This is a genomic window from Pseudomonas sp. EL_65y_Pfl1_R83, from assembly GCF_963970695.1.
In the GTDB taxonomy this organism is placed as follows: Bacteria; Pseudomonadota; Gammaproteobacteria; order Pseudomonadales; family Pseudomonadaceae; genus Aquipseudomonas; species Aquipseudomonas tritici.
The window spans coordinates 299463-317470 of the sequence record NZ_CAXAQI010000003.1; the positions used below are offsets into that span (position 1 = coordinate 299463).

13 protein-coding genes are annotated in these 18008 nt (G+C 59.5%); 1 reads left to right on the plus strand and 12 read right to left on the minus strand.

Going from position 1 to position 18008, the window contains the following annotated elements; translation table 11 throughout:
* Window positions 1-21: 21 nt before the first annotated feature.
* The 12 genes from AACY08_RS05830 to yaaA all read right to left on the minus strand — a co-directional run bounded on the left by AACY08_RS05830 (window position 22) and on the right by yaaA (window position 16596).
* Window positions 22-675: an alginate O-acetyltransferase AlgF gene (locus tag AACY08_RS05830; RefSeq protein WP_339468549.1), complete on the minus strand. Its 654-nt coding sequence runs from the start codon at window positions 673-675 to the stop codon at window positions 22-24.
* A gap of 16 nt (window positions 676-691) precedes the next feature.
* A complete protein-coding gene (locus AACY08_RS05835) occupies window positions 692-1876 on the minus strand; it encodes an alginate O-acetyltransferase (RefSeq protein WP_339468551.1) in 1185 nt (394 codons plus the stop codon).
* Between the two features lie 11 nt (window positions 1877-1887).
* Complete coding sequence (locus AACY08_RS05840; protein WP_012722328.1) at window positions 1888-3420, minus strand: MBOAT family O-acyltransferase; 1533 nt, start codon at window positions 3418-3420, stop codon at window positions 1888-1890.
* A 214-nt stretch (window positions 3421-3634) separates the two neighbouring features.
* Window positions 3635-4744, minus strand: a complete 1110-nt coding sequence (locus AACY08_RS05845; protein WP_339468552.1) for a mannuronate-specific alginate lyase — start codon at window positions 4742-4744, stop codon at window positions 3635-3637.
* 24 nt (window positions 4745-4768) lie between these two features.
* Complete coding sequence (locus AACY08_RS05850; protein ID WP_339468675.1) at window positions 4769-6214, minus strand: alginate O-acetyltransferase; 1446 nt, start codon at window positions 6212-6214, stop codon at window positions 4769-4771.
* 11 nt (window positions 6215-6225) lie between these two features.
* The gene (algG, locus tag AACY08_RS05855) at window positions 6226-7800 is read right to left on the minus strand and encodes a mannuronan 5-epimerase AlgG (protein ID WP_339468553.1); all 1575 of its coding nucleotides are present in this window, start codon (window positions 7798-7800) and stop codon (window positions 6226-6228) included.
* Window positions 7800-9287: an alginate export family protein gene (locus AACY08_RS05860; protein WP_339417658.1), complete on the minus strand. Its 1488-nt coding sequence runs from the start codon at window positions 9285-9287 to the stop codon at window positions 7800-7802. Before AACY08_RS05860 ends, algG begins: the two co-directional genes overlap by 1 nt.
* On the minus strand, window positions 9284-10807 hold the full coding sequence (gene algK / locus AACY08_RS05865; protein ID WP_339468554.1) for an alginate biosynthesis TPR repeat lipoprotein AlgK: 1524 nt from the start codon (window positions 10805-10807) through the stop codon (window positions 9284-9286). Before algK ends, AACY08_RS05860 begins: the two co-directional genes overlap by 4 nt.
* Window positions 10808-10815: 8 nt before the next feature.
* A complete protein-coding gene (locus AACY08_RS05870; RefSeq protein ID WP_339468555.1) occupies window positions 10816-11982 on the minus strand; it encodes an alginate biosynthesis protein Alg44 in 1167 nt (388 codons plus the stop codon).
* Between the two features lie 37 nt (window positions 11983-12019).
* A complete protein-coding gene (gene alg8 / locus AACY08_RS05875; RefSeq protein ID WP_314569913.1) occupies window positions 12020-13501 on the minus strand; it encodes a mannuronan synthase in 1482 nt (493 codons plus the stop codon).
* Between the two features lie 83 nt (window positions 13502-13584).
* Entirely contained in the window at window positions 13585-14901 is a 1317-nt protein-coding gene (locus AACY08_RS05880; protein WP_339417661.1) for a nucleotide sugar dehydrogenase, read from the minus strand.
* Window positions 14902-15816: 915 nt separating this feature from the next.
* Window positions 15817-16596: a peroxide stress protein YaaA gene (gene yaaA / locus AACY08_RS05885; RefSeq protein WP_339468556.1), complete on the minus strand. Its 780-nt coding sequence runs from the start codon at window positions 16594-16596 to the stop codon at window positions 15817-15819.
* A gap of 120 nt (window positions 16597-16716) precedes the next feature.
* Here yaaA and AACY08_RS05890 point away from each other — a divergent pair, with 120 nt between their 5' ends.
* Entirely contained in the window at window positions 16717-17841 is a 1125-nt protein-coding gene (locus AACY08_RS05890; RefSeq protein ID WP_339468558.1) for a polysaccharide deacetylase family protein, read from the plus strand.
* Window positions 17842-18008 lie beyond the last annotated feature (167 nt).

Consider the following 18008-nt stretch of genomic DNA (forward strand, 5'->3'; position numbering starts at 1 on the left):
GGAGTCAGGTCGAAAAATTGATCAGCGGGTCGACACTGGGCGTTTCACCCAGACTGGCGACAGGCTCGAACCGGAACCCGTAACGTACAGCACGGCGGCTTCACCGCGCTCCAGCGTAACTGGCTTCAGGTCGCTGACTTTCTTGTCGCCGTCATACAAGGCCAGGCTCACTTTCACCGGGTTGATTTCGCGCTCGCCGCGGCCTTTGGCAGCCACGGTCTTGACCACGTCGGTCTTGCCGTCAGCGGTTTTCAGGGCCAGGGCCTTGTCGCTGAGGTTCTGCACGCGCACCAGGGACTTCTGCTTATTCTTGAACGGTGGTTCTTCGATCAGCTGTGGCTGGCCGCTGCCGTTGTTGACCAGGGTGTAGTAGTGATCGGCGGCGAGTTTGACCGGTACGGTCTGGCTGCCCACCTTGGCGCTGTAGTCACCGCCCGGCATGAAGCTGAAATCGCTGCTCGCCAGTGGCGCGACGTCGCTCAGGTTGGTGCTGCCAACGGTGGCGCTGACTTCTTGATTGGAGGCGTTGTAGACGCGCACGAAGCTTGAACCTTTCGGTGCGACGGGGCCGTACAAGGCGGCATCACCGGCGAAGGCCGACATCGAAGCGATGCTCATGCCAGCGGCGAGGGCCAAGGTTTTGGCGAGACGACGAGGAGTTGTAGTGAAAGTCATGTGAGTTACCTCTCTTTCAGTTTTGCGCCCGGTCGGGCGTCTCGGATTTTTGATGTTTAACTGGGGTGTTCTGTGCCATGTCTTGTTGGCGCGTACCGGCTTGTTTAAGTTGCGCAACCCACTTGGGGTCGGCATCGCCGATTTCGTTGTTCACGGGCAGATAACGTTCAGGAAACTCCCAGATCAGCACCTGTGGCGGGCTGTTCTTGAAGTCATCGCTTTTGAGGTAGCTGAGCATCGGCAGGATCGGGCCATGGCCGTCTTCGGCGTAGCTGACTACGTCGCTGCCCAGGGCTTGCTTAAGGGCACCGACGAAGTTCCAGTTGGGGTTGGCGCTGTAGCTGGTGCCTACCAGTGCCACCGGGGTTTCGCTGTCGCTGAACAGCGCGTCGTCACCTTTGGTTTCGGCCAGGTGCGTGACGCGTTTTTCCAGCGGCTCTTTAGGTGGCATCAGGTTTTCGAACAGCGGGTCCAGGGGCAGGAACAGGCGCAGGTCGCCTTTGTGCGGCTCGGTTTTCTCAGCTTCGGTGACAAAGCGTTGTGGCTCGCCGCTCAGCGGGGTCTTTTCGGTAATCGTCTTGGCCAACTGCTTGGCGGCAATTTCAGCACCGTCCGGCGTCCAGTGAGTGTCGGTGCGCAGGAACACTTGCTTGCCAGCGAGCTTGGCCTGTTGCAGTGGGCCAAGCAGGTCGGGCGCGATGATCTTGTCGGCGGCGACACGGGCGTGGAAGTCCTGGTACAGATTGGCGTGGATGCTGGCGGGTTTCACCTCACCCAGGTGTTCCGGGTACAGGCGCACCTTGGCCGGCACGATCGCCATCACCAGTTGAATGCCCTGCGCCTTAAGCTTCTGGCGTACGCCTTCGACCAGCGCGTAGTTGCCTTCAAGGTTCTGGTCTTCGTTGACGGTGGGGTTGAACTCCTCGTCGCTGTACAACCAGTGATCGCGACCCAGTACCACGCCAGGGCGACCTTCATTGAACAGCTTATAGTCCAGCGCTGCCCACAGGTTGGTGCCCAGGCGTTTGATCGGGAACTCTTCGTCGTAGTGCGTCTCGACAGCCTTGGTCCAACGGCCGTTGAGCACGGTCGCGTCGGCATTGGTGCTGAATCCGAAGAAACTGCGCAGCGACCAGGCACCCAGGGCCAGCAGCAGCACCAGGAACAGGCCGATATAGAGGACGCGTAATGAACGGGTCATGGTCGGCTCCCTCAGAATTGGAAGTAAAGGAACGGCGAGAAACTCTGCGCCGACAATTTGAGAATCGACGCCACGAACAACAGCAGCACCGCAGCGCGCATGGCGTAGCGTGGCCAGTCAGCGGTCCAGTAGGCCGGTTGCACGGCGGCATCTTGGCCCACGGTGAAACCGGGCTCGTGGATGCTGCCAGGGTTGTCGCCCGGTACGGCCTTGATCAGGCTCGGGTCGGCTGGCTTGGTCTTCTCGGCAGGGCGATTTGTGTAGAAGTCGCGCAGGCCAAAAAACGCCAGGGTTGCATAGGCCACCACCAGAGTTGCCACTTGCAGGCCGGTGAGGTTGGCGCGGTTGAGTTCCGACAGCGACCACTCGCCAAAGCTGAACATCGCACCGTACATGCGGCCGGCGACGTGCAGGTTCTCGGCGCGGAAGATCACCCAGCCCATTACCACCAGCAGGAAGGTAAAGGCCCACCGCACGGGGTTGAAGCTGCGCGGCGAGGTGTTGAGGCCGATGGCTTTTTCAATCGCCAGCCACATGCCGTGCCAGGCGCCCCACACGATGTAGGTGATGTTCGCACCGTGCCACAGGCCACCGAGCAACATGGTCAGGAACAGGTTGCGGTAGGTGGTCAGCGTGCCTTTACGGTTGCCGCCCAGGGTGATGTACAGGTAGTCACGCAGCCAGGTGGAGAGGCTGATGTGCCAGCGACGCCAGAACTCGGTGATCGACTGGCTGATGTACGGCTGCTTGAAGTTTTCCATGAAGCGGAAACCCATCATCAAGCCCAAACCAATCGCCATGTCGCTGTAGCCGGAGAAGTCGAAGTACAGCTGTGCGGTGTAGGCCAGCGCGCCGAGCCAGGCATCGCCCGTTGTCGGGTTTTGCAGGGCGAAGCAATGATCGGCCACCACCGCCAGGGTGTCGGCGATGAAGACCTTCTTGATGAAACCCTGCATGAACCGCGTGCAGCCCTCGGAGAACTTGTCGAGGGTGTGGGTGCGGTTGTTGAACTGGTCGGCCAGGTCGCGAAAGCGCAACACAGGGCCGGCAATCAAGTGCGGGAAGATCGCCACGAACGCTGCAAAGTCGATGAGGTTGCGCGTGGCCGGGGTGTCGCCGCGATACACGTCGATGATGTAGCTGATGGACTCGAAGATGTAGAACGAGATACCGATCGGCAACAACACGTGGGTCAGGATAAACGGCTCCAGGCCCGCCGACTTCATCATCACATTGATGCTGTCGACGCCGAAGTTGGCGTACTTGAAGTAGCCGAGGATGCACAGGTCGACCACCACGCCCAGCAGCAGCCAGCGCTGGGCCGGCTTGGTGCGCACGCCTGCCGCACCGACCTTGAGGCCGATCCAGTAGTTCCACAGCGTCACCGCTGCGAACAGCGCCAGGAAGTCCACTCGCCACCAGGCGTAGAACACGTAGCTGGCCAGTAGCAGCAGCAGGTTGCGATAGCGTTGCCCGCTCAAGTAATACAAACCGAGAAAGATCGGCAAGAACAGAAACAGGAACACATTGGACGAGAAAACCATCCCGATCTCTCCATGTTTAACAGACAGTCAAGGGCCAGAGCCCCCCCAAACCCCCCCACGAAATTCGGGGGAGGGCGGTACAACAATCTCACTGTCGGAACTGGGTCAGTGTGGGAGCTGGCTTGCCTGCGATAGCGGTGTGTCAGACGACATCAATGTTGCATGTCATATAGCTATCGCGGGCAAGCCCGTTCCCACAGGGGACCGAGTCCGGTCAGGAACCTTTGTCGCCTTTCTCATGCGCCGGGTCGTACACCTTGGTCAGGTCGCCCCCGAGGCGGAACGTCTTGAACGGCTGCATCCCGTGTTTGCGCGCGATCACATCCGGCGCGCAGGTGTAGAGGGTGCAGAACGGCTCAAGCCAGGCATATTTCATGTCTTCCTTGAGGTCCTTCATGTCTTGCTCTTGGCCATTCTTCTGCTCGAAGATTTCCGGGTCTTTCACCCCGGCCAGCACTTTGTCGCCCAGGCGCTTGAGCGCGCTGTTGTTTTCCTGGCGCAGATCAACACCGTTGACCAGGGCAAAACTGGCGATCATTGACAGCGGCGGCAGGGCGTAGTTGTGGTACGACAAGGCGCGTTGCTGGCGTTTCAATTCGTTCGGCAAGAAGCCTTGGTCATCGACCTGGTTGACGCCGACCTTGTATTCCTTGACAGCCCAATCAAACAGGTCGCGGCGGTTGGTGGCGACCGACGTTGCCATCACCGACCAGGCGGCCCAGTAGGAGTGGTTGTTGGTTTTTTCCAGGGGCAGGTTGTCCCAGTCGCTGACTACCTGATCGGCCAGTTTGTTGAACCAGGCTTCGATCAGTTGCGATTCCTGCTGGTGGTTGGCCAGCGGGTGCGAGTCGGAGAACTTCAGGCGCACATAGGCCGAGGCCATGCTGCCCAGCGCCCACTTGCGCATGGATTTGCCGGTGTGGTTGAAGTCCTTGGACATCAATGCATCGGCCTTGGCCCACGATACCAGCCAGTTCAGGGTGCATTCGAGTTGCTCGGGGCGACCGTCGCGCATGAACTGCATCACGCGTTTGCTGGTGTCTTTTTCCAGCTTGGTGATGTCGGCAGTGCTGTCGCGGAAGGCTTTTTCGGATTGCACATTCAGCGTGGAACGCGCCTTGTCGGAGCCTTCGTACTTGCTGCGAAACTGCAACGGCCCGGTGTACGGCGTCGGCATGGTGTCGCAGTTTTTCTTGAAATCGCCAGTCTTGAACGCTTCAATCGGTGCGAAATAGCCTTGTGGTGGACGCAGGGGTGCCGCGGCGTTGACGGAGCCTGCGAACATCGCCAGGCCCAGTAACGTAGGGATCAATAACTTCTGCATAGGTAACCTCATTGCACGCTTATTTCAATGCGTTGATGCGGTTTTTTGACCGCCGCTTGGGAATACGTTGCGTGTGCAAATTTTCGCTTCGACTTTCTGCGCGGCAGCGCCTGCTTCGGGGCCCTGCACTTCCACGGCCAGCAAGTTCTGAGAGGCCCAGTCTTCATCGGTGCGCAGTTCAAAGGCGAAACGCCCGTCTGTATCGGATGTTTCGGGTTTCTCGATCTTGATGTCCTCGTGGCGACCGTTCATGTACCAGAGGGTGGCTTGCAAGGTTTTCACCGACGGGTCGGCAAAGCGGATATCAACCTGATGGTTGGCGTTGCGCAGGTCTTTGTTCGAACTGTTCACCAGCAATTCGTTCTTGCCGGGTTTCAAGGTGGTGCTCGCGGCCATCTGCGCGGTCTTGCCTTCGCAGCCGTTATCGAGCAGGGACATCATCTGGCGATAGATGGTCTCCTGGTCGAGGCGATACAGCGGCGAGAACTCCCAGATCAGAATCTTTGGCGGCGACTTCTGGAATTCGTCGCTGCCCAGGTACTGGAGCATCGAGCCTTCAAGACCACCACCGGGGAAGGCGACGTTGAGGATATCGGCGCCGATTTCCTGTTGCAGGAAACCGGCGAAGTTGTAGTTCTTGCCGCTGTGACTGGTGCCCACCAGGGTGATCTGCGGGTTGCTCGAATCGCCGAACAGGTCGCCGTCACCGGCTTCGCCCTTCGGCTCGGTGGTGAACTGGTCCATGTACTGGATCGCGTAGCTGGTGCCGCACAGTTGCCCGGCCATGTTATGCAGGGTGCCGGTCTTGCCCATGCGCCCGGAGCGCTTGGTTTCGAATTCGCGCTTGGGAATATCGGCGAATTCAGGCATGGCACGCACTTTGGCGCCGACGATTTTCGCGGTGCGCTGGGCGCCGTACGGGGTCCAGTGCTGGTCGCCACGGAAGTAGAAATCGTGGGCCGGCAGCTCATCCGGCAGTTGCTCGTTGGTCAACGGCGACAGGTCCGGCACCACGTAGCCCATCTTGGCGAAACGGCCAAGCATGGTCTTGTAGTTGGCCAATGCCTTGTCGAAATCGAACTTGGCTTTTTCCTCGGGGTTGAGCTTGTTGCGGTTTACCAGGCCACGGGTCGGCTGGTAGACCACCACCAGTTCCACACCCTTGGACTTGAACGCGTCATGCAGTTGTTGCATGCGCTTGTAGCCGGACGGGGTGGTGTCGAACTCGGTACGCAGATCTTCCTGAGTACGGAACAGCCAGTCGCCCTGGGCTTGTACCAGGGTGGTGAAGTTCTGCTGATAACGTGTGGTGTAGTTGCGCGCATCATGGGCGGCCGGGCACAGGCTGCAGCACGGCTCGGCGGTGAAGGTCGGCGCCTTGATTTCGTCGGCGCGCACGCCCTGGCTGGCCGCGAGCAGGCCGAGGGTCAGACCCGAGAGGCTCAGCAGTTTGATCATGTGTGGGTGCATAAGGGTCATCCTCAGTCCTGCATTTCGGTCTGGCGTTCGACAGGGTCGATCAGCACGGCTTTCTGCTGGCGTACCAGCAGGTCGAGAATCTCTTCCTGGCGATCGCCAAGCACACCGGAAAAGCTGATGCCGCTGGATTTGGTCGGCGCCAGCATCGACACGCGGTACAGCTCGATGCTCAACGGCGAGTCGATGGACAGCGGCCCGCTGCCGTTACCCGCCAGTTCACCGCCGACCACGATCAGCGAGACCTTGGCGTCGAACGGGTCGAGGGCGATGTCGCGGTCGGTGTCGGTCAAATCCTTGATGTGGCCGTAGACGCCGGTCAGGCCGTTGGCCATGGCAGTGTTTTCGTACAGCTTGATGTTCACGCTGTTACGCACGCGGATACCGTGGCGACGGTTGGCAATCACTTTGTTGCCCCACAACAGGTTGTCGCCGCTCTCATAGAGGGTGATGCCGTCGGTGTGGTTACGGTAGATCTCGTTGTCGGCGATCAGGTTGTTCACGCTGTTACGGTCGATCACCAAGCCTGAAAGTTTGTTGTCGTAGCTGCGGTTGTTGAAGATGAAGCTGTCGTTCACTTCACGGGAAATGATGATGCCGTGTTTCTTCTTGGTGCCGTAGACGGTGTTGTCCGCGATGATCAGGCCATGGGAACGGTCGTGGGGGTCAATGCCGTAGACGATGTTGTCTTTGTAGGTATTGCCCTTGATCACGAAGCCCGTGGTCTCGTAGCAGTAGAAGCCGTACCACATGTCCGAGAACTCGGAATCAATGATCCAACCGGTCGGCTCAGGACGCTTGAGCACCTTGGCCATGTTAGGCGTGTACTGGGAAATACTCACCCCGTACGACTTACTGTTGGCGTAGCCGAAGCTGGCCATCTTGGTATTGGAGATGTACGTCTCGGTGCCGCCCCAAGCCAGCAGGAACGGGCGAAATTCCTTGGCCGACCTGAACAGCGCCGGGCCGTTTGCTTTTTCGCTCCAGCCGGTGACTTTAGTGTCACTCACAAACAGCTGGCCATCGTTGATCAGGAACGAACCGGCGTCCTGGGACAAACGCAATTCCTGGGTTTTCTTGTCGATTTCCAGGATGCCTTTGCGCCCGACCACGATCGGCAACTTGGCCAGGAACACGCCCGGCGAAGTTTCGCTCAGGTACTGCTTGGGCACCTTGCCCAGCAGGTCCTTGAGGTTCATGTAGCCGTCATCGACAAAGATCGCCTGGGGAATGCCGTGCTGGCGCACCACCCATTCGGCCATCTTGTTGTCACCGCCAATGAAGTCCTTGAGGGCGTCTTCCTGCATCATGCGACGGATGCTGATCTTGCCCGCTTTGCCACGCACGATCTTCTTTTGCATCGCAGCAGCGGTGTATCCCGACAGGTCCGGCAGCGCCGGCTTGGCCATTTCCAGCGGCGCGGTCGGCGGGCTGGAAATAGTGTAAGTCTTGGCCTGTTGCAGTTCTTTGGCGATGGTCGGCGCCTTGACCTGCTGCGCGGTATCGGCGAAGGCTGTGGCGCTGGCCATCAGCATCGCGGTCACCAGCAAGCGTTTAGGAATCATTGCGCAGGCTCCCATCAGAACTTCCAAATCACGTCGACAAAGGCGCGATGCATGTACGAGTCAACCTGGCTGCCGTAGGCGTCACCGGGCTTGAACACACCAGCACGCAAACGCACCAGCGCAGACGGCTCATCAATCGACTGGCTGAGCGCGGCCGGCAGCAAGCCGGTCTTGAAGTACTTGGTAACGACCAGGTCCATCTCCTGGCCCAGGTCTTTCTTGCCGTCTTCAAGCGGCAGGGAAGTGCTGGACAGGATCGCGCCGGTCACGTCGTCGGTGTTGTTCTGCACGGCATCGATGCCGTTGCTGCCCACCGGCTTGTTGCCGTCGACACGCCAGAATTTGTGGTACACCAAACTGGCGTCGTAGTCCTCGCGCAACTGCCAGGAACCGAAGAGACTCATGGACTGCATGTTGTTCATTTCGCCACGGAAGGCTTCGCCGAAGCGGTGCACGCGGGACTGGGTGCCGGTCCAGTTCGAACGGTTGCTTTGCAGGCCGTTCTGTTCGTATTCGGCGCTGGCGCGGGCGTAGGCAGCACCCACTTGCCACTGCGGGTCGAGGCGCAGGCGGATACCCAAGTCGGTGGCCCAACCATTCACGTCGTCGCTGCGCTTGGCCTGGTCGGGACGGGTGCCGTCGGCCTTCAAAGCGTTGACCGTGTCACGGTCGCCCTGCATGCCGGTAATGCTCGCCCAATAGTTGACGGTGTTGGTGTTGCGCCAGTTGTACGCGTCGCTGTTGGCTTCGATGCCGAGCCAGGTCAGGTCGCCGTTCTCGCGCTTGTCCAGCGAGTCGGTCGGTTGGCCCGGTTCCGGGTAATCGAGCTTACCGTTGTCATGGGTGTGGTGGCCGCGCAGGCCGATCCATTGGCCCGGCGTCCACTGGTAGGACGCGTCGGCGTACAAGTGCTGACGGTCCTTGTCCTTCGGCGACAGTTCCTTGAGGTCGGTGCGGTATTCGCTGAAGCGTTCGGCAACGCCGACATTGGCCTTGAGCAGGGTGGTGTCGAAGGTCCAGTTCAGCGCTTCGATGTTGGTGTCACGCCATTGGCCGTCGTCATTGCGCAGGCGTTGACGACCCAGCTTGAGGATCTCGCCGGGGTAAGGCGTGAAGCCGCTGTAGCCGACCCAGAACTCGCGCATGGCCAGGTAGTTTTTCTTGGCCTTACGGTCGTTGTTGGTGGTTTGCTGGTTCTGGTCATCGGCCGACTGTTGCAGCGTATCAGTCTCGATGATGTCGCTGGACACCACAGCCTGGCCCATGGCGTAGGCGCTCCACGCACCGCTTTCGCCGTAGATCCAAGGACGCAGGTCGAGGCCGACGCCGTTGACGTCGCCGCCTTTCTGGGTGCCGAGATCGCGGTCATCTTCGGACTGCGCGGTGGCTTTGACTTCCAGGCCGAAGTTCTTGGCTTCGGTCAGCGCGGCCAGGGTCGGGCACGACCACAGCAGGGCGAAGGTCAGGCCGATGCCGGCTTTGACGAATGGGTTGAGCTTCATAGGGATTCCTCGCCGTCTTCTTCTTGCAGGGCGTGCAGTTGCAGCGTGCTCTGGGCCAGGGTGCCGCGTGCGGCCAGTTCCTGTTGCACCAGGCGTTGGCCTTGAGCGCGTTGCTCAGGCGTCAGCGGCGCTTCCAGCTGCGTGGCCAAGTCATTGGCCTCTGGTGTGCCCTGGGCTTTAGCCAATTGGCTGAAGACATAGGCATTCAGTGGGTCGGGCTTGGTGCCCTTGCCTTGAGAAAACAATTGGGCGATGGCGTAGTCGGCACTCTTCTGGCCGTTGCGCGCTGCCGTCAGCAAGTGGTCCAGCGCTTTTTGCGAGTAGACCTTGCCCAGGTAGCCACGGCGGTAGATCTGGCCGAGGTAGTAATCGGCAGCCACTTCGCGGCCTAAGGCGTTCTGAAAGTGTGCTTCGGCCGCCTTGGCGTCTGCCGGCACCCACTTGCCTTCGTAGTAGAGCTTGCCCAGCAACAGCTCGGCGCGCGGCTGATCGGCGGCGCGGCCGTTGTCCAGGTACTTCATCATCTGGTCGACGTCGCCGAGTTCCGGGAAGTCGTAGAGCAGTTGCGCCAGGCTGACCCAGGAAGCCGGGTAGCCAGGCGCGATTTTTTCCAGCAGCGCCTGGGCAGTTTTCTCGTCGGTCTTGCCCAGCGAAGCATCACCCAATACGCGAGCAACACTGTCGATGCGTTGTGCGGTGACGGTGCCACGGCTGTAGCCCGCTTCCATTTGCTTGAGGAGCTCGGCCTGTTTTTCGGGCTCGGCTTTTTTCTGGTAAACCGTGGCCAGCTCGACGTAGCAGATGTCGGTGGTGTTGAGCGCGGCTTTACAAATGCGCTCCACATCATCCAGATGCTGGTCGTAGGTATCCTGGGTGCGATACAGCAGCACCTGGGCCAAGCCGGCTTCCGGATACCCCGCTGCTTGCCACTTGCTGATCTGCTGCTGGGCGTTCACGTTCGCAAAGCTGTGCGGGTATTGCAGGTACAGCATCGCCAGCGGGATTAACGTGTTGCCTTCGCCATTGGCGAAGGCTTTTTTCAGCAGGCCTTCGGCTTCATGGTGCTCGGCTTCGGTGGAGCCGGGCTTGGCCACCAGCAGGCGACCGAGACGAGCCTGGGCACGGGACGAGGTGCCCGCCGCCGCACGGTAAGTGGCTTCAGCCTGTTTGATTTGCGCCGGATCGCGAGTGCCTACCTGGATATCGGCCAGGCCCACTTGGGCCTCGCTGTAACCCAGGTCTGCCAGTTGCTGGTAATTCTGCTGCGCGGTGACGGTGTCGCCACGCTTGAGCGCTTCATTGGCCAGGCGTTGGTCGGGCAGGCCGGCGCAACCGGCGAGGCTGACGGCCAGAGCCAGAGCGCAATACACAGCGGCCGAATGAGATCTGCTCTGTGTGGGAGCTGGCTTGCCTGCGATGCGGGCACCTCGGTGTTGCAGGTGTACCGAGTCGATGCAATCGCGGGCAAACCCGGCTCCCACAGGGGGCTGTGCTGTTCTTGAAATTGGCTTCACAGGCATGTCCTCGCTTACAGACCGTGAGCCATGGCTTTATCGATCAGCCAGTTCAGTGATGGGCCACGGTCGCTGGTCACTTCGACCGGGCGGCCGGCGTAAGTGCTGTCCAGCGGCGCGTCAGGCTTGATCTGCACGCGGATGTCGGAGGACAGGTCGGCACTGTTCAGGCTGGTGCTGCTGACGATGGTGCCAGTGCGCAGTTGTTCTTCGTCGGCCACCTGGAAGCTCACCGGTGTACCTGGGCGAACGTCACCAAACTGGCGATAGGTGAAGCGCGCTTCAACGTTGGCTTGGGCGCCGCGCGGTACCAGTTGGAAGATCACATCGCCTTTGCTGGCGTACTGACCGTCGGCGACCATTTGCTGGGCAACGATGCAGTCGCATGGCGAAGTCAGGGTGCCGGTCATTTGCTTGCCGAACAGCTCCTCAACCTTGGCCGGTTGCAGTTGGTCTTCATCCAGATGGCCCTTGAGCACATCCAGCATGCTGGTGCTGAAGGTGGCCAGTGGTGCACCTTTGGCCGCGATCGCATCACCCTTGAGCAGGCTTTGCACGGTGCCGTCGCGTGGCATGGTCACGTTCATGCCAGGCACGCTGACAATGCCGGCCTGGGCGTGGCTGACGAAGTACATGCCGTAGACCGACTTGAACACAAAGCCGAACGCGGCCAGACCCACCAGGAAGATTGCCAGGCTGAACGTCACGGCGCGCAAGCGACCGAAGGCGCTCATGTTGCTGCCACTGTCCTTGACCTTGCGCGCCTTGGTGAAGTTGTCACGCTGCAGGGTCGCGAGCACGTCGCCCATGGTCACGATGTCACCGGACAAGTGCGAGGTGATCAGGTGGCGCAGGGTGGAAATATCCTGGGCATCGAGGTTCTGGAACTGGCAACCGGTGCGGCCGGTCTGGCGGTCGTAGGAGCGAATCTGCAGCTCCACGTCCATGGCCAGGCCGAGGTTGTCGATGACGAATTGCAGGCGCCCCTTGTGCACTTCACCGATGGTCAGCGGCTGCGTCGCTGTGAACGAGAGGCCGCCGGCGGACAGGTCGTGCACGCGTGCTTCGGTCGGCGTGCGGTCGGTGTTGAAAAAGCGCAGCTTGGCCGGGATTTTGACACGGGCGTGCTGGCGCTGGGCTTCGGATTCGTGGACTACGTTGGCGTTTACTGGACTGTTCATCAGGGCATTTCCTAGAGTTAATTCAGGCTTGGCAGGGTCAGACCATCATCAGCAACACGGCAACGAAGATGCTGCCGGCGGAGAAGGTCATGGTCCGAGACGACCAGGTGTTGAACCAACGTTGAAAGCTGGCCAAATCGCGGGTCAGTTTGGTGTCCTGGCGGGTCCAGGACTGTTGATCAAGGCGGAAGAACACGTAGATCTTCACCAGTGCGCCCATGATCTGGTTGTAATAGAGAATCACCGGGTAGGCCGGGCCGATCTTGTGGCCGGAGCACGACAGCAGCAGGGTCAGGATCAGGCGGGTGATGCCGATCCACAGCAGGTACGCAAGGATGAACGCGCCGCCGTATTTGAAGGTGGCGATGATCGCCACGGTCAGGCCGAGCAGGGACGTCCACATCGACACGCGCTGGTCGAACAGCACCACGCTGGTGAACAAGCCCAGCCGACGCACACCCAGGCCCAGGGCACGGGAGTTCTGGCGCAGGTTGTTGCCGTACCAGCGGAACATCAGCTTGCGGCTGGCCTTGATGAAGCTTTTTTCCGGCGGATGTTCCACGGTATTGATCGCGGCGTCCGGCACGTAGAACGTGTCGTAACCCAGGCGCATCAGGCTGAACCAGCTGGACTTGTCGTCGCCGGTCAGGAACTTGAAGCGGCCCAGGCGCCAGTGTTGCAGCGAGTCGCTTTCCACATCGGCGATAAAGCCCGGGTCGGTCACTACGCTGGCACGGAACACCGACATACGACCGGTCATGGTCAGTACGCGCTTGGACAGGGCCATGGAGCACATGTTGATGTGGCGTTGGGCGAAGCGCAGTTTGTGCCACTCGCTCATGATGTAGCCGCCGCGCACTTCGCAGAACTCGTTGGTGGTCAGGCCGCCGACATTGCCGAACAGCTGGAACCACGGCACGGTCTTGCGCACGACGCCTTCGGCGAGCACGGTGTCGCCATCGATCACCGCAACCACTGCACGGTCATCCGGCAGGTGGCGGGAGATGGCGCGGAAACCAAAGGCCAGGCCGTCGCGTTTGCCGGTACCGGCGATCCGCACGAAGTCGAGCTTGACGTGCTCCGGTGGGTTCATGCGTTCCCACAAACTCTTCACCAGCAACTCGTCGGACATTTCCACCAGTGAGCAGACCACGGTCGTAGGGAAGCCGCATTCGATGGCTTCGCGAATCACCGAGCTGTAGACCTGGGCAGTGGTCAGCGCATCGATACGGAAGCTGGTGACCATCAGGAACACATGGGAGGGGTCGGCGGCCTTGCCCAGCTTGCGCACTTTACGGCGCAGGTGTGGGTAGACCACGTACAGGAACAGCATGCCGCGAAAGAAATGCGTAGCACCCATCGAGTAGCGCCAGATACCAACGGCGCCAATCAGGAAAATAAAATTCTTCGACTCAGAGTCGAACGTACTCGCCGGCAGCAGCAGGGCGAGTCCCAGCAGCAGGCTCAGGAAGAACAGCCAGCCGGCGGATTGGAGCAGTACGTGTTTTAACTTGGACATGAGCGTCATCCGAAGGTGAAGAAGGCTCCAGGCTGCAAGCGCTGGGGATTGGTACGCTTGCAGCCCGGAACTTGCCGTTGCTGTTACCAGCAAATGCCTTCGGTACGGCCGGTTACGCTGGTGGCTTTGGACATGAAGCCCACCAGGTCAACCACTTGCTTGCCGTGCGGGGCGTTCTGCGCCAGGGCACGGAACTTCTCATCGCGGTTGCCCAGGATGATCACGTCGGAGTTGTTGATCACGTCGTCGAAGTCCGAGTTGAGCAGGGACGACACGTGCGGGATCTTGCCTTCGATGTAGTCTTTGTTCGCGCCGTGGACACGGGCGTACTCGACGTTGCTGTCGTAGATGCTCAGGTCATAACCCTTGCCGATCAGCATTTCGGCCAGCTCTACCAGCGGGCTCTCGCGCAGGTCATCGGTGCCGGCCTTGAAGCTCAGGCCCAGCAGCGCGACTTTGCGTTTGTCGTGGCTGGAAACGATGTCGAAGGCGTTCTGCACCTGAGACTCGTTGCTGCGCATCAGCGAGTTGAGCAGCGGCGCTTCCACGTCAAGGGTGCTGGCGCGGTAGGTGAGGGCGCGCACGTCTTTTGGCAGGCACGAACCGCCGAAGGCGAAGCCTGGGCGCATGTAGTACTGGGACAGGTTGAGGGTCTTGTCCTGGCACACCACTTCCATCACTTCGCGACCGTCGACGCCAACAGCCTTGGCAATGTTGCCGATCTCGTTGGCGAAGGTCACTTTGGCAGCGTGCCACACGTTGCAGGTGTACTTGATCATCTCGGCAACGGCGATGTCCTTGCGGATGATCGGCGCGTCGAGTTCTTCGTACAGCGACTGCAGGACATCGCCGGAGGCTTTGTCGAATTCGCCGATCACGGTCATCGGTGGCAGGTCGTAGTCAGCGATGGCGGTGGATTCACGCAGGAATTCCGGGTTAACCGCAACGCCGAAGTCCACACCGGCTTTTTTGCCAGAGCAGTCTTCGAGGATCGGGATCACCACGTTGGCTACGGTGCCTGGCAAGACGGTGCTACGCACGACCACAGTGTGGCGGGTGGCTTTGTCACGCAGGACCAGGCCGATCTCGCGGCATACCGCTTCGATGTAGTCGAGTTCCAGGTCGCCGTTCTTCTTGCTCGGCGTGCCGACGCAAATCATCGACAGGTCGGTATCGCGGATGGCTTCGGCGAAGTTGGTCGTGCCGCGCAGCCGGCCGGTTTCAATACCCTGGCTCAACAGTTCGCCCAGGCCTGGCTCAACAATCGGCGATTTGCCAGCGTTGATCAGGTCGATCTTATCCTTGGAGATATCTACGCCGACCACTTCGTGGCCACGTGCAGACAGGCAACCGGCACAGACTGCGCCAACGTAACCCAAACCAAATATGCTGATGCGCATCGCATTTACCTCATGTGTCATTGAAGACGGTGTTAATCATGCCAATAATTGGCCGGAGTTCATGTTTGCAAGCGTCACTGATGCCGCGAAAGTTGGGCGAATAGACGCCGACTTATCGCGTACAGGCATGTTAAATAGTGAGTGACTAACTATTGCACTCAAGTTGTGCGCAACGTGGCCTTATTGTTGGGGCCTGCCCTGAAATGCAGCCAGCCTTCCTGGGAGAAGGGCGTGGCGCCAGTGCCACAAGATTTTGATATGGGTTTTTTAACCTTAAATATCAATATCTTGGGTTGTGTCACTGACCCATTAGGGTAAGCACAGCCTTGGCCTCATAGTTCGTGGCAAATCATCCTTGTCGCCGCTCCTAACTAAGCATTTATAAAGTGACCACTCAGTCAAAGTTTAATGTGACAACTTCGATACTCTCCATTGGTCGCCATGTAAGTCATCTCCTACAGAAACAGAGAATTTCGTTACCGGTGGTATGAGCCGTGCGTGTTGACGAAGTTCCGGGCCGCTCATCCTGTTTCCCGAAATTTCTTGAAATGTTAGGCAGGATGGCACTAGTACTATATTGATAGCACTTGCTATTTGGGCCAGTAGTTGTGGGGAGTTGGCGCGCAGAGATAGTTTTGTGCCATCACGCTTTTAAAAAAGTGGTGCCACTACGAAAAAAAAAGACGGATGTCGAGTGAAAGAATTGTTAGACATGCTTCAGGATGTTTTTTGACGCCAAAAATATGACGATCTGGCGTTGGAGTGCGCACGCAAAGGTGGGAGCTGGCTTGCCTGCGATAGCGGTCTATCAGTAACAGATGTACCGACTGATCCACCGCTATCGCAGGCAAGTCGAATCGTCGCACCGCAGCTCCCACATTTGGAGATCAGCGCGTTTGAGGGGGGGGGAGGGCTTTATTCCGGTGCATGATCGCGCAAGAACACCAGGTTGTCCGGCTTCGACTGCTCTGCATTGAAGCGATACCCCTGCACATCAAACGCTTTGAGCTTTTCCGGGTCGTTGATGCGTTCTTCGATCACAAAGCGGCTCATCATGCCCCGTGCCTTCTTGGCGTAGAAGCTGATGATCTTGTACTGGCCGTTCTTCAGGTCCTTGAACTCGGTGTTGATGATCCGCGCGTTCAGGGCCGTGCGCTTGACCGCCGAGAAGTACTCGTTCGAGGCCAGGTTGAGCAGCACGTCATCACCTTGTTCGGCCAGCGCTTGATTGAGCCATTCGCTGATGCGCGTGCCCCAGAAGGCGTACAGGTCCTTGCCACGGGCGTTGGGCAGTTTGGTGCCCATTTCCAGGCGGTACGGCATCATCAGGTCCAACGGGCGCAACAGGCCATAGAGGCCCGAGAGCATGCGCAGGTGGTCCTGGGCGTAGGTGAAATCGGCATCGCTGAAGGTGTCGGCATTCAGGCCGGTGTAGACATCACCCTTGAACGCTAGCAGTGCCTGTTTGGCGTTGGCGTGGGTGAACGCTGGGGTCCAGCTGCCGAAACGGGCAGCGTTGAGGCCGCCGATCTTGTCGGATACATGCATCAATTCGCTGATTTGCGCCGGGCTGAGGGTGCGCAATTGCTCGATCAGTGCCTGGGAGTGGTCCAGGTACTGCGGCTGGGTGAAGCGCTGGGTCACGGGCGCGGTCTCGAAATCGAGGGTCTTGGCGGGGGAAATCACCATCAGCATGAAGTTGGCTCCTGGAATCGTGGGAGGGATTCTAGGGGCTTGAGCGTTTTGACTCCACCTATGATGGCGATAGGCGCGATCCGCTATGATGGCCGACGACTCTGGAGAGGGAGACCCTGTGTGCGAATAGCGCTTTTATTGTCGGTATGCCTGCTGTGCCTGAATGCCCAGGCGGCGCCCGTGGATGTGGCCAGCCTGGACCGTGGCACCTGGCCCGAAAAACTCGGCAGCCCGGCGCTGTTCGACGTCGCCTCGCGCGCGGAAATCCTGATGTTCGCCCATAGCCTGTTGGCCAGCGAGAATCATGATGAAAGCACGCTCAAACAGCGGCTGGGCCTGAAAATCATCAACCTGTCCGCCATCGATGACCTGCGTCGTCAGCTCTGGCAGCGCCTGTTCGAAAACTACACCTTCGCCCAGCAGAGTTGCGAGGAAGATGCCTCGTTCTGCTACCTGGTGGAAAGCATGGACGACCTGCGCGAGCAGGCCGGCAAGTTCGAGGTCAGCAGCGATTCCTTCTATATAGGCTGGGCCGGCCCCAGTCATAGCTTCCATGAACGGTACCTGGATGAGCTGCTGCGCAAGGCTGCGCTGTTTCCACAGATAAGCAGCGAAATCGCGCGGTTTGGTGACCATGAGCGTAATGGCGATGAATTCAACGACCGGCTGTTCCTGCTGACCTTCGACGGCGGCCCGGCCCCGGTCAGCGGCAATACCGACTGGCTCACCGACTACCTGCGCAAGCAAAAGATGAACGCCACGTTCTTTGTCCTCGGCAGCAGCCTGCAAACCCGGGTGGAGCGCAGTTCCGTTGCTGATGTGCAGGCGCTGTACCAGGGCCAGTGCGTGGGCACCCAGGGTTGGCAGTACCGTTCCCACAGTCATTGGGTGGATTGGCAGAGCTCAATCACCCGCAGTGCCTCACTGGCGCAAAACCTGATGCCGGAAAACTACGTGCCTCTCTTCCGTCCGCCCTACGGCCAGCGTCGCGCCGACAGCCAGGGTTTCTTTCAAGCCCAAGGCTTGCAGGTGGCATTGTGGGACATCGATTCCCAGGACGAGCCTGGCAAGCTCAAGGCCGATGAGTCGGCGCAACGGGTGCTGACATTGATGCTGCTGTGGCGCAAAGGTGTGATTGTGTTTCACGACACCCAGGACAAGGCGCGGGTTGCTTTACCCATCCTGCTACAGGCAACGGCACAGAGTGGTCTGGGTTGGCAGGACTGCCGAGAGGCGTTTCGCTGAAGTGCCCGGCCCTGTTGGGTGTGAGGCATTTTTGGGGTGATTTTGTACGGTATTTCGATGCAGGCCGACTTCCGACTTTAACGGGGTACCTGGAGCTCGGCTAGTGCTATTCGTCATCCTGAAAAATAAACTTCAAAAAAGCGTCAAAGTGCTTTTTCCTGTCATGG

Bases quoted from the DNA above. Each gene is read 5' to 3' on its own strand.
- AACY08_RS05830 (WP_339468549.1), bottom strand. From the start codon at position 675: ATGACTTTCACTACAACTCCTCGTCGTCTCGCCAAAACCTTGGCCCTC.
- AACY08_RS05835 (WP_339468551.1), bottom strand. From the start codon at position 1,876: ATGACCCGTTCATTACGCGTCCTCTATATCGGCCTGTTCCTGGTGCTG.
- AACY08_RS05840 (WP_012722328.1), bottom strand. From the start codon at position 3,420: ATGGTTTTCTCGTCCAATGTGTTCCTGTTTCTGTTCTTGCCGATCTTT.
- AACY08_RS05845 (WP_339468552.1), bottom strand. From the start codon at position 4,744: ATGCAGAAGTTATTGATCCCTACGTTACTGGGCCTGGCGATGTTCGCA.
- AACY08_RS05850 (WP_339468675.1), bottom strand. From the start codon at position 6,214: ATGCACCCACACATGATCAAACTGCTGAGCCTCTCGGGTCTGACCCTC.
- algG (WP_339468553.1), bottom strand. From the start codon at position 7,800: ATGGGAGCCTGCGCAATGATTCCTAAACGCTTGCTGGTGACCGCGATG.
- AACY08_RS05860 (WP_339417658.1), bottom strand. From the start codon at position 9,287: ATGAAGCTCAACCCATTCGTCAAAGCCGGCATCGGCCTGACCTTCGCC.
- algK (WP_339468554.1), bottom strand. From the start codon at position 10,807: ATGCCTGTGAAGCCAATTTCAAGAACAGCACAGCCCCCTGTGGGAGCC.
- AACY08_RS05870 (WP_339468555.1), bottom strand. From the start codon at position 11,982: ATGAACAGTCCAGTAAACGCCAACGTAGTCCACGAATCCGAAGCCCAG.
- alg8 (WP_314569913.1), bottom strand. From the start codon at position 13,501: ATGTCCAAGTTAAAACACGTACTGCTCCAATCCGCCGGCTGGCTGTTC.
- AACY08_RS05880 (WP_339417661.1), bottom strand. From the start codon at position 14,901: ATGCGCATCAGCATATTTGGTTTGGGTTACGTTGGCGCAGTCTGTGCC.
- yaaA (WP_339468556.1), bottom strand. From the start codon at position 16,596: ATGCTGATGGTGATTTCCCCCGCCAAGACCCTCGATTTCGAGACCGCG.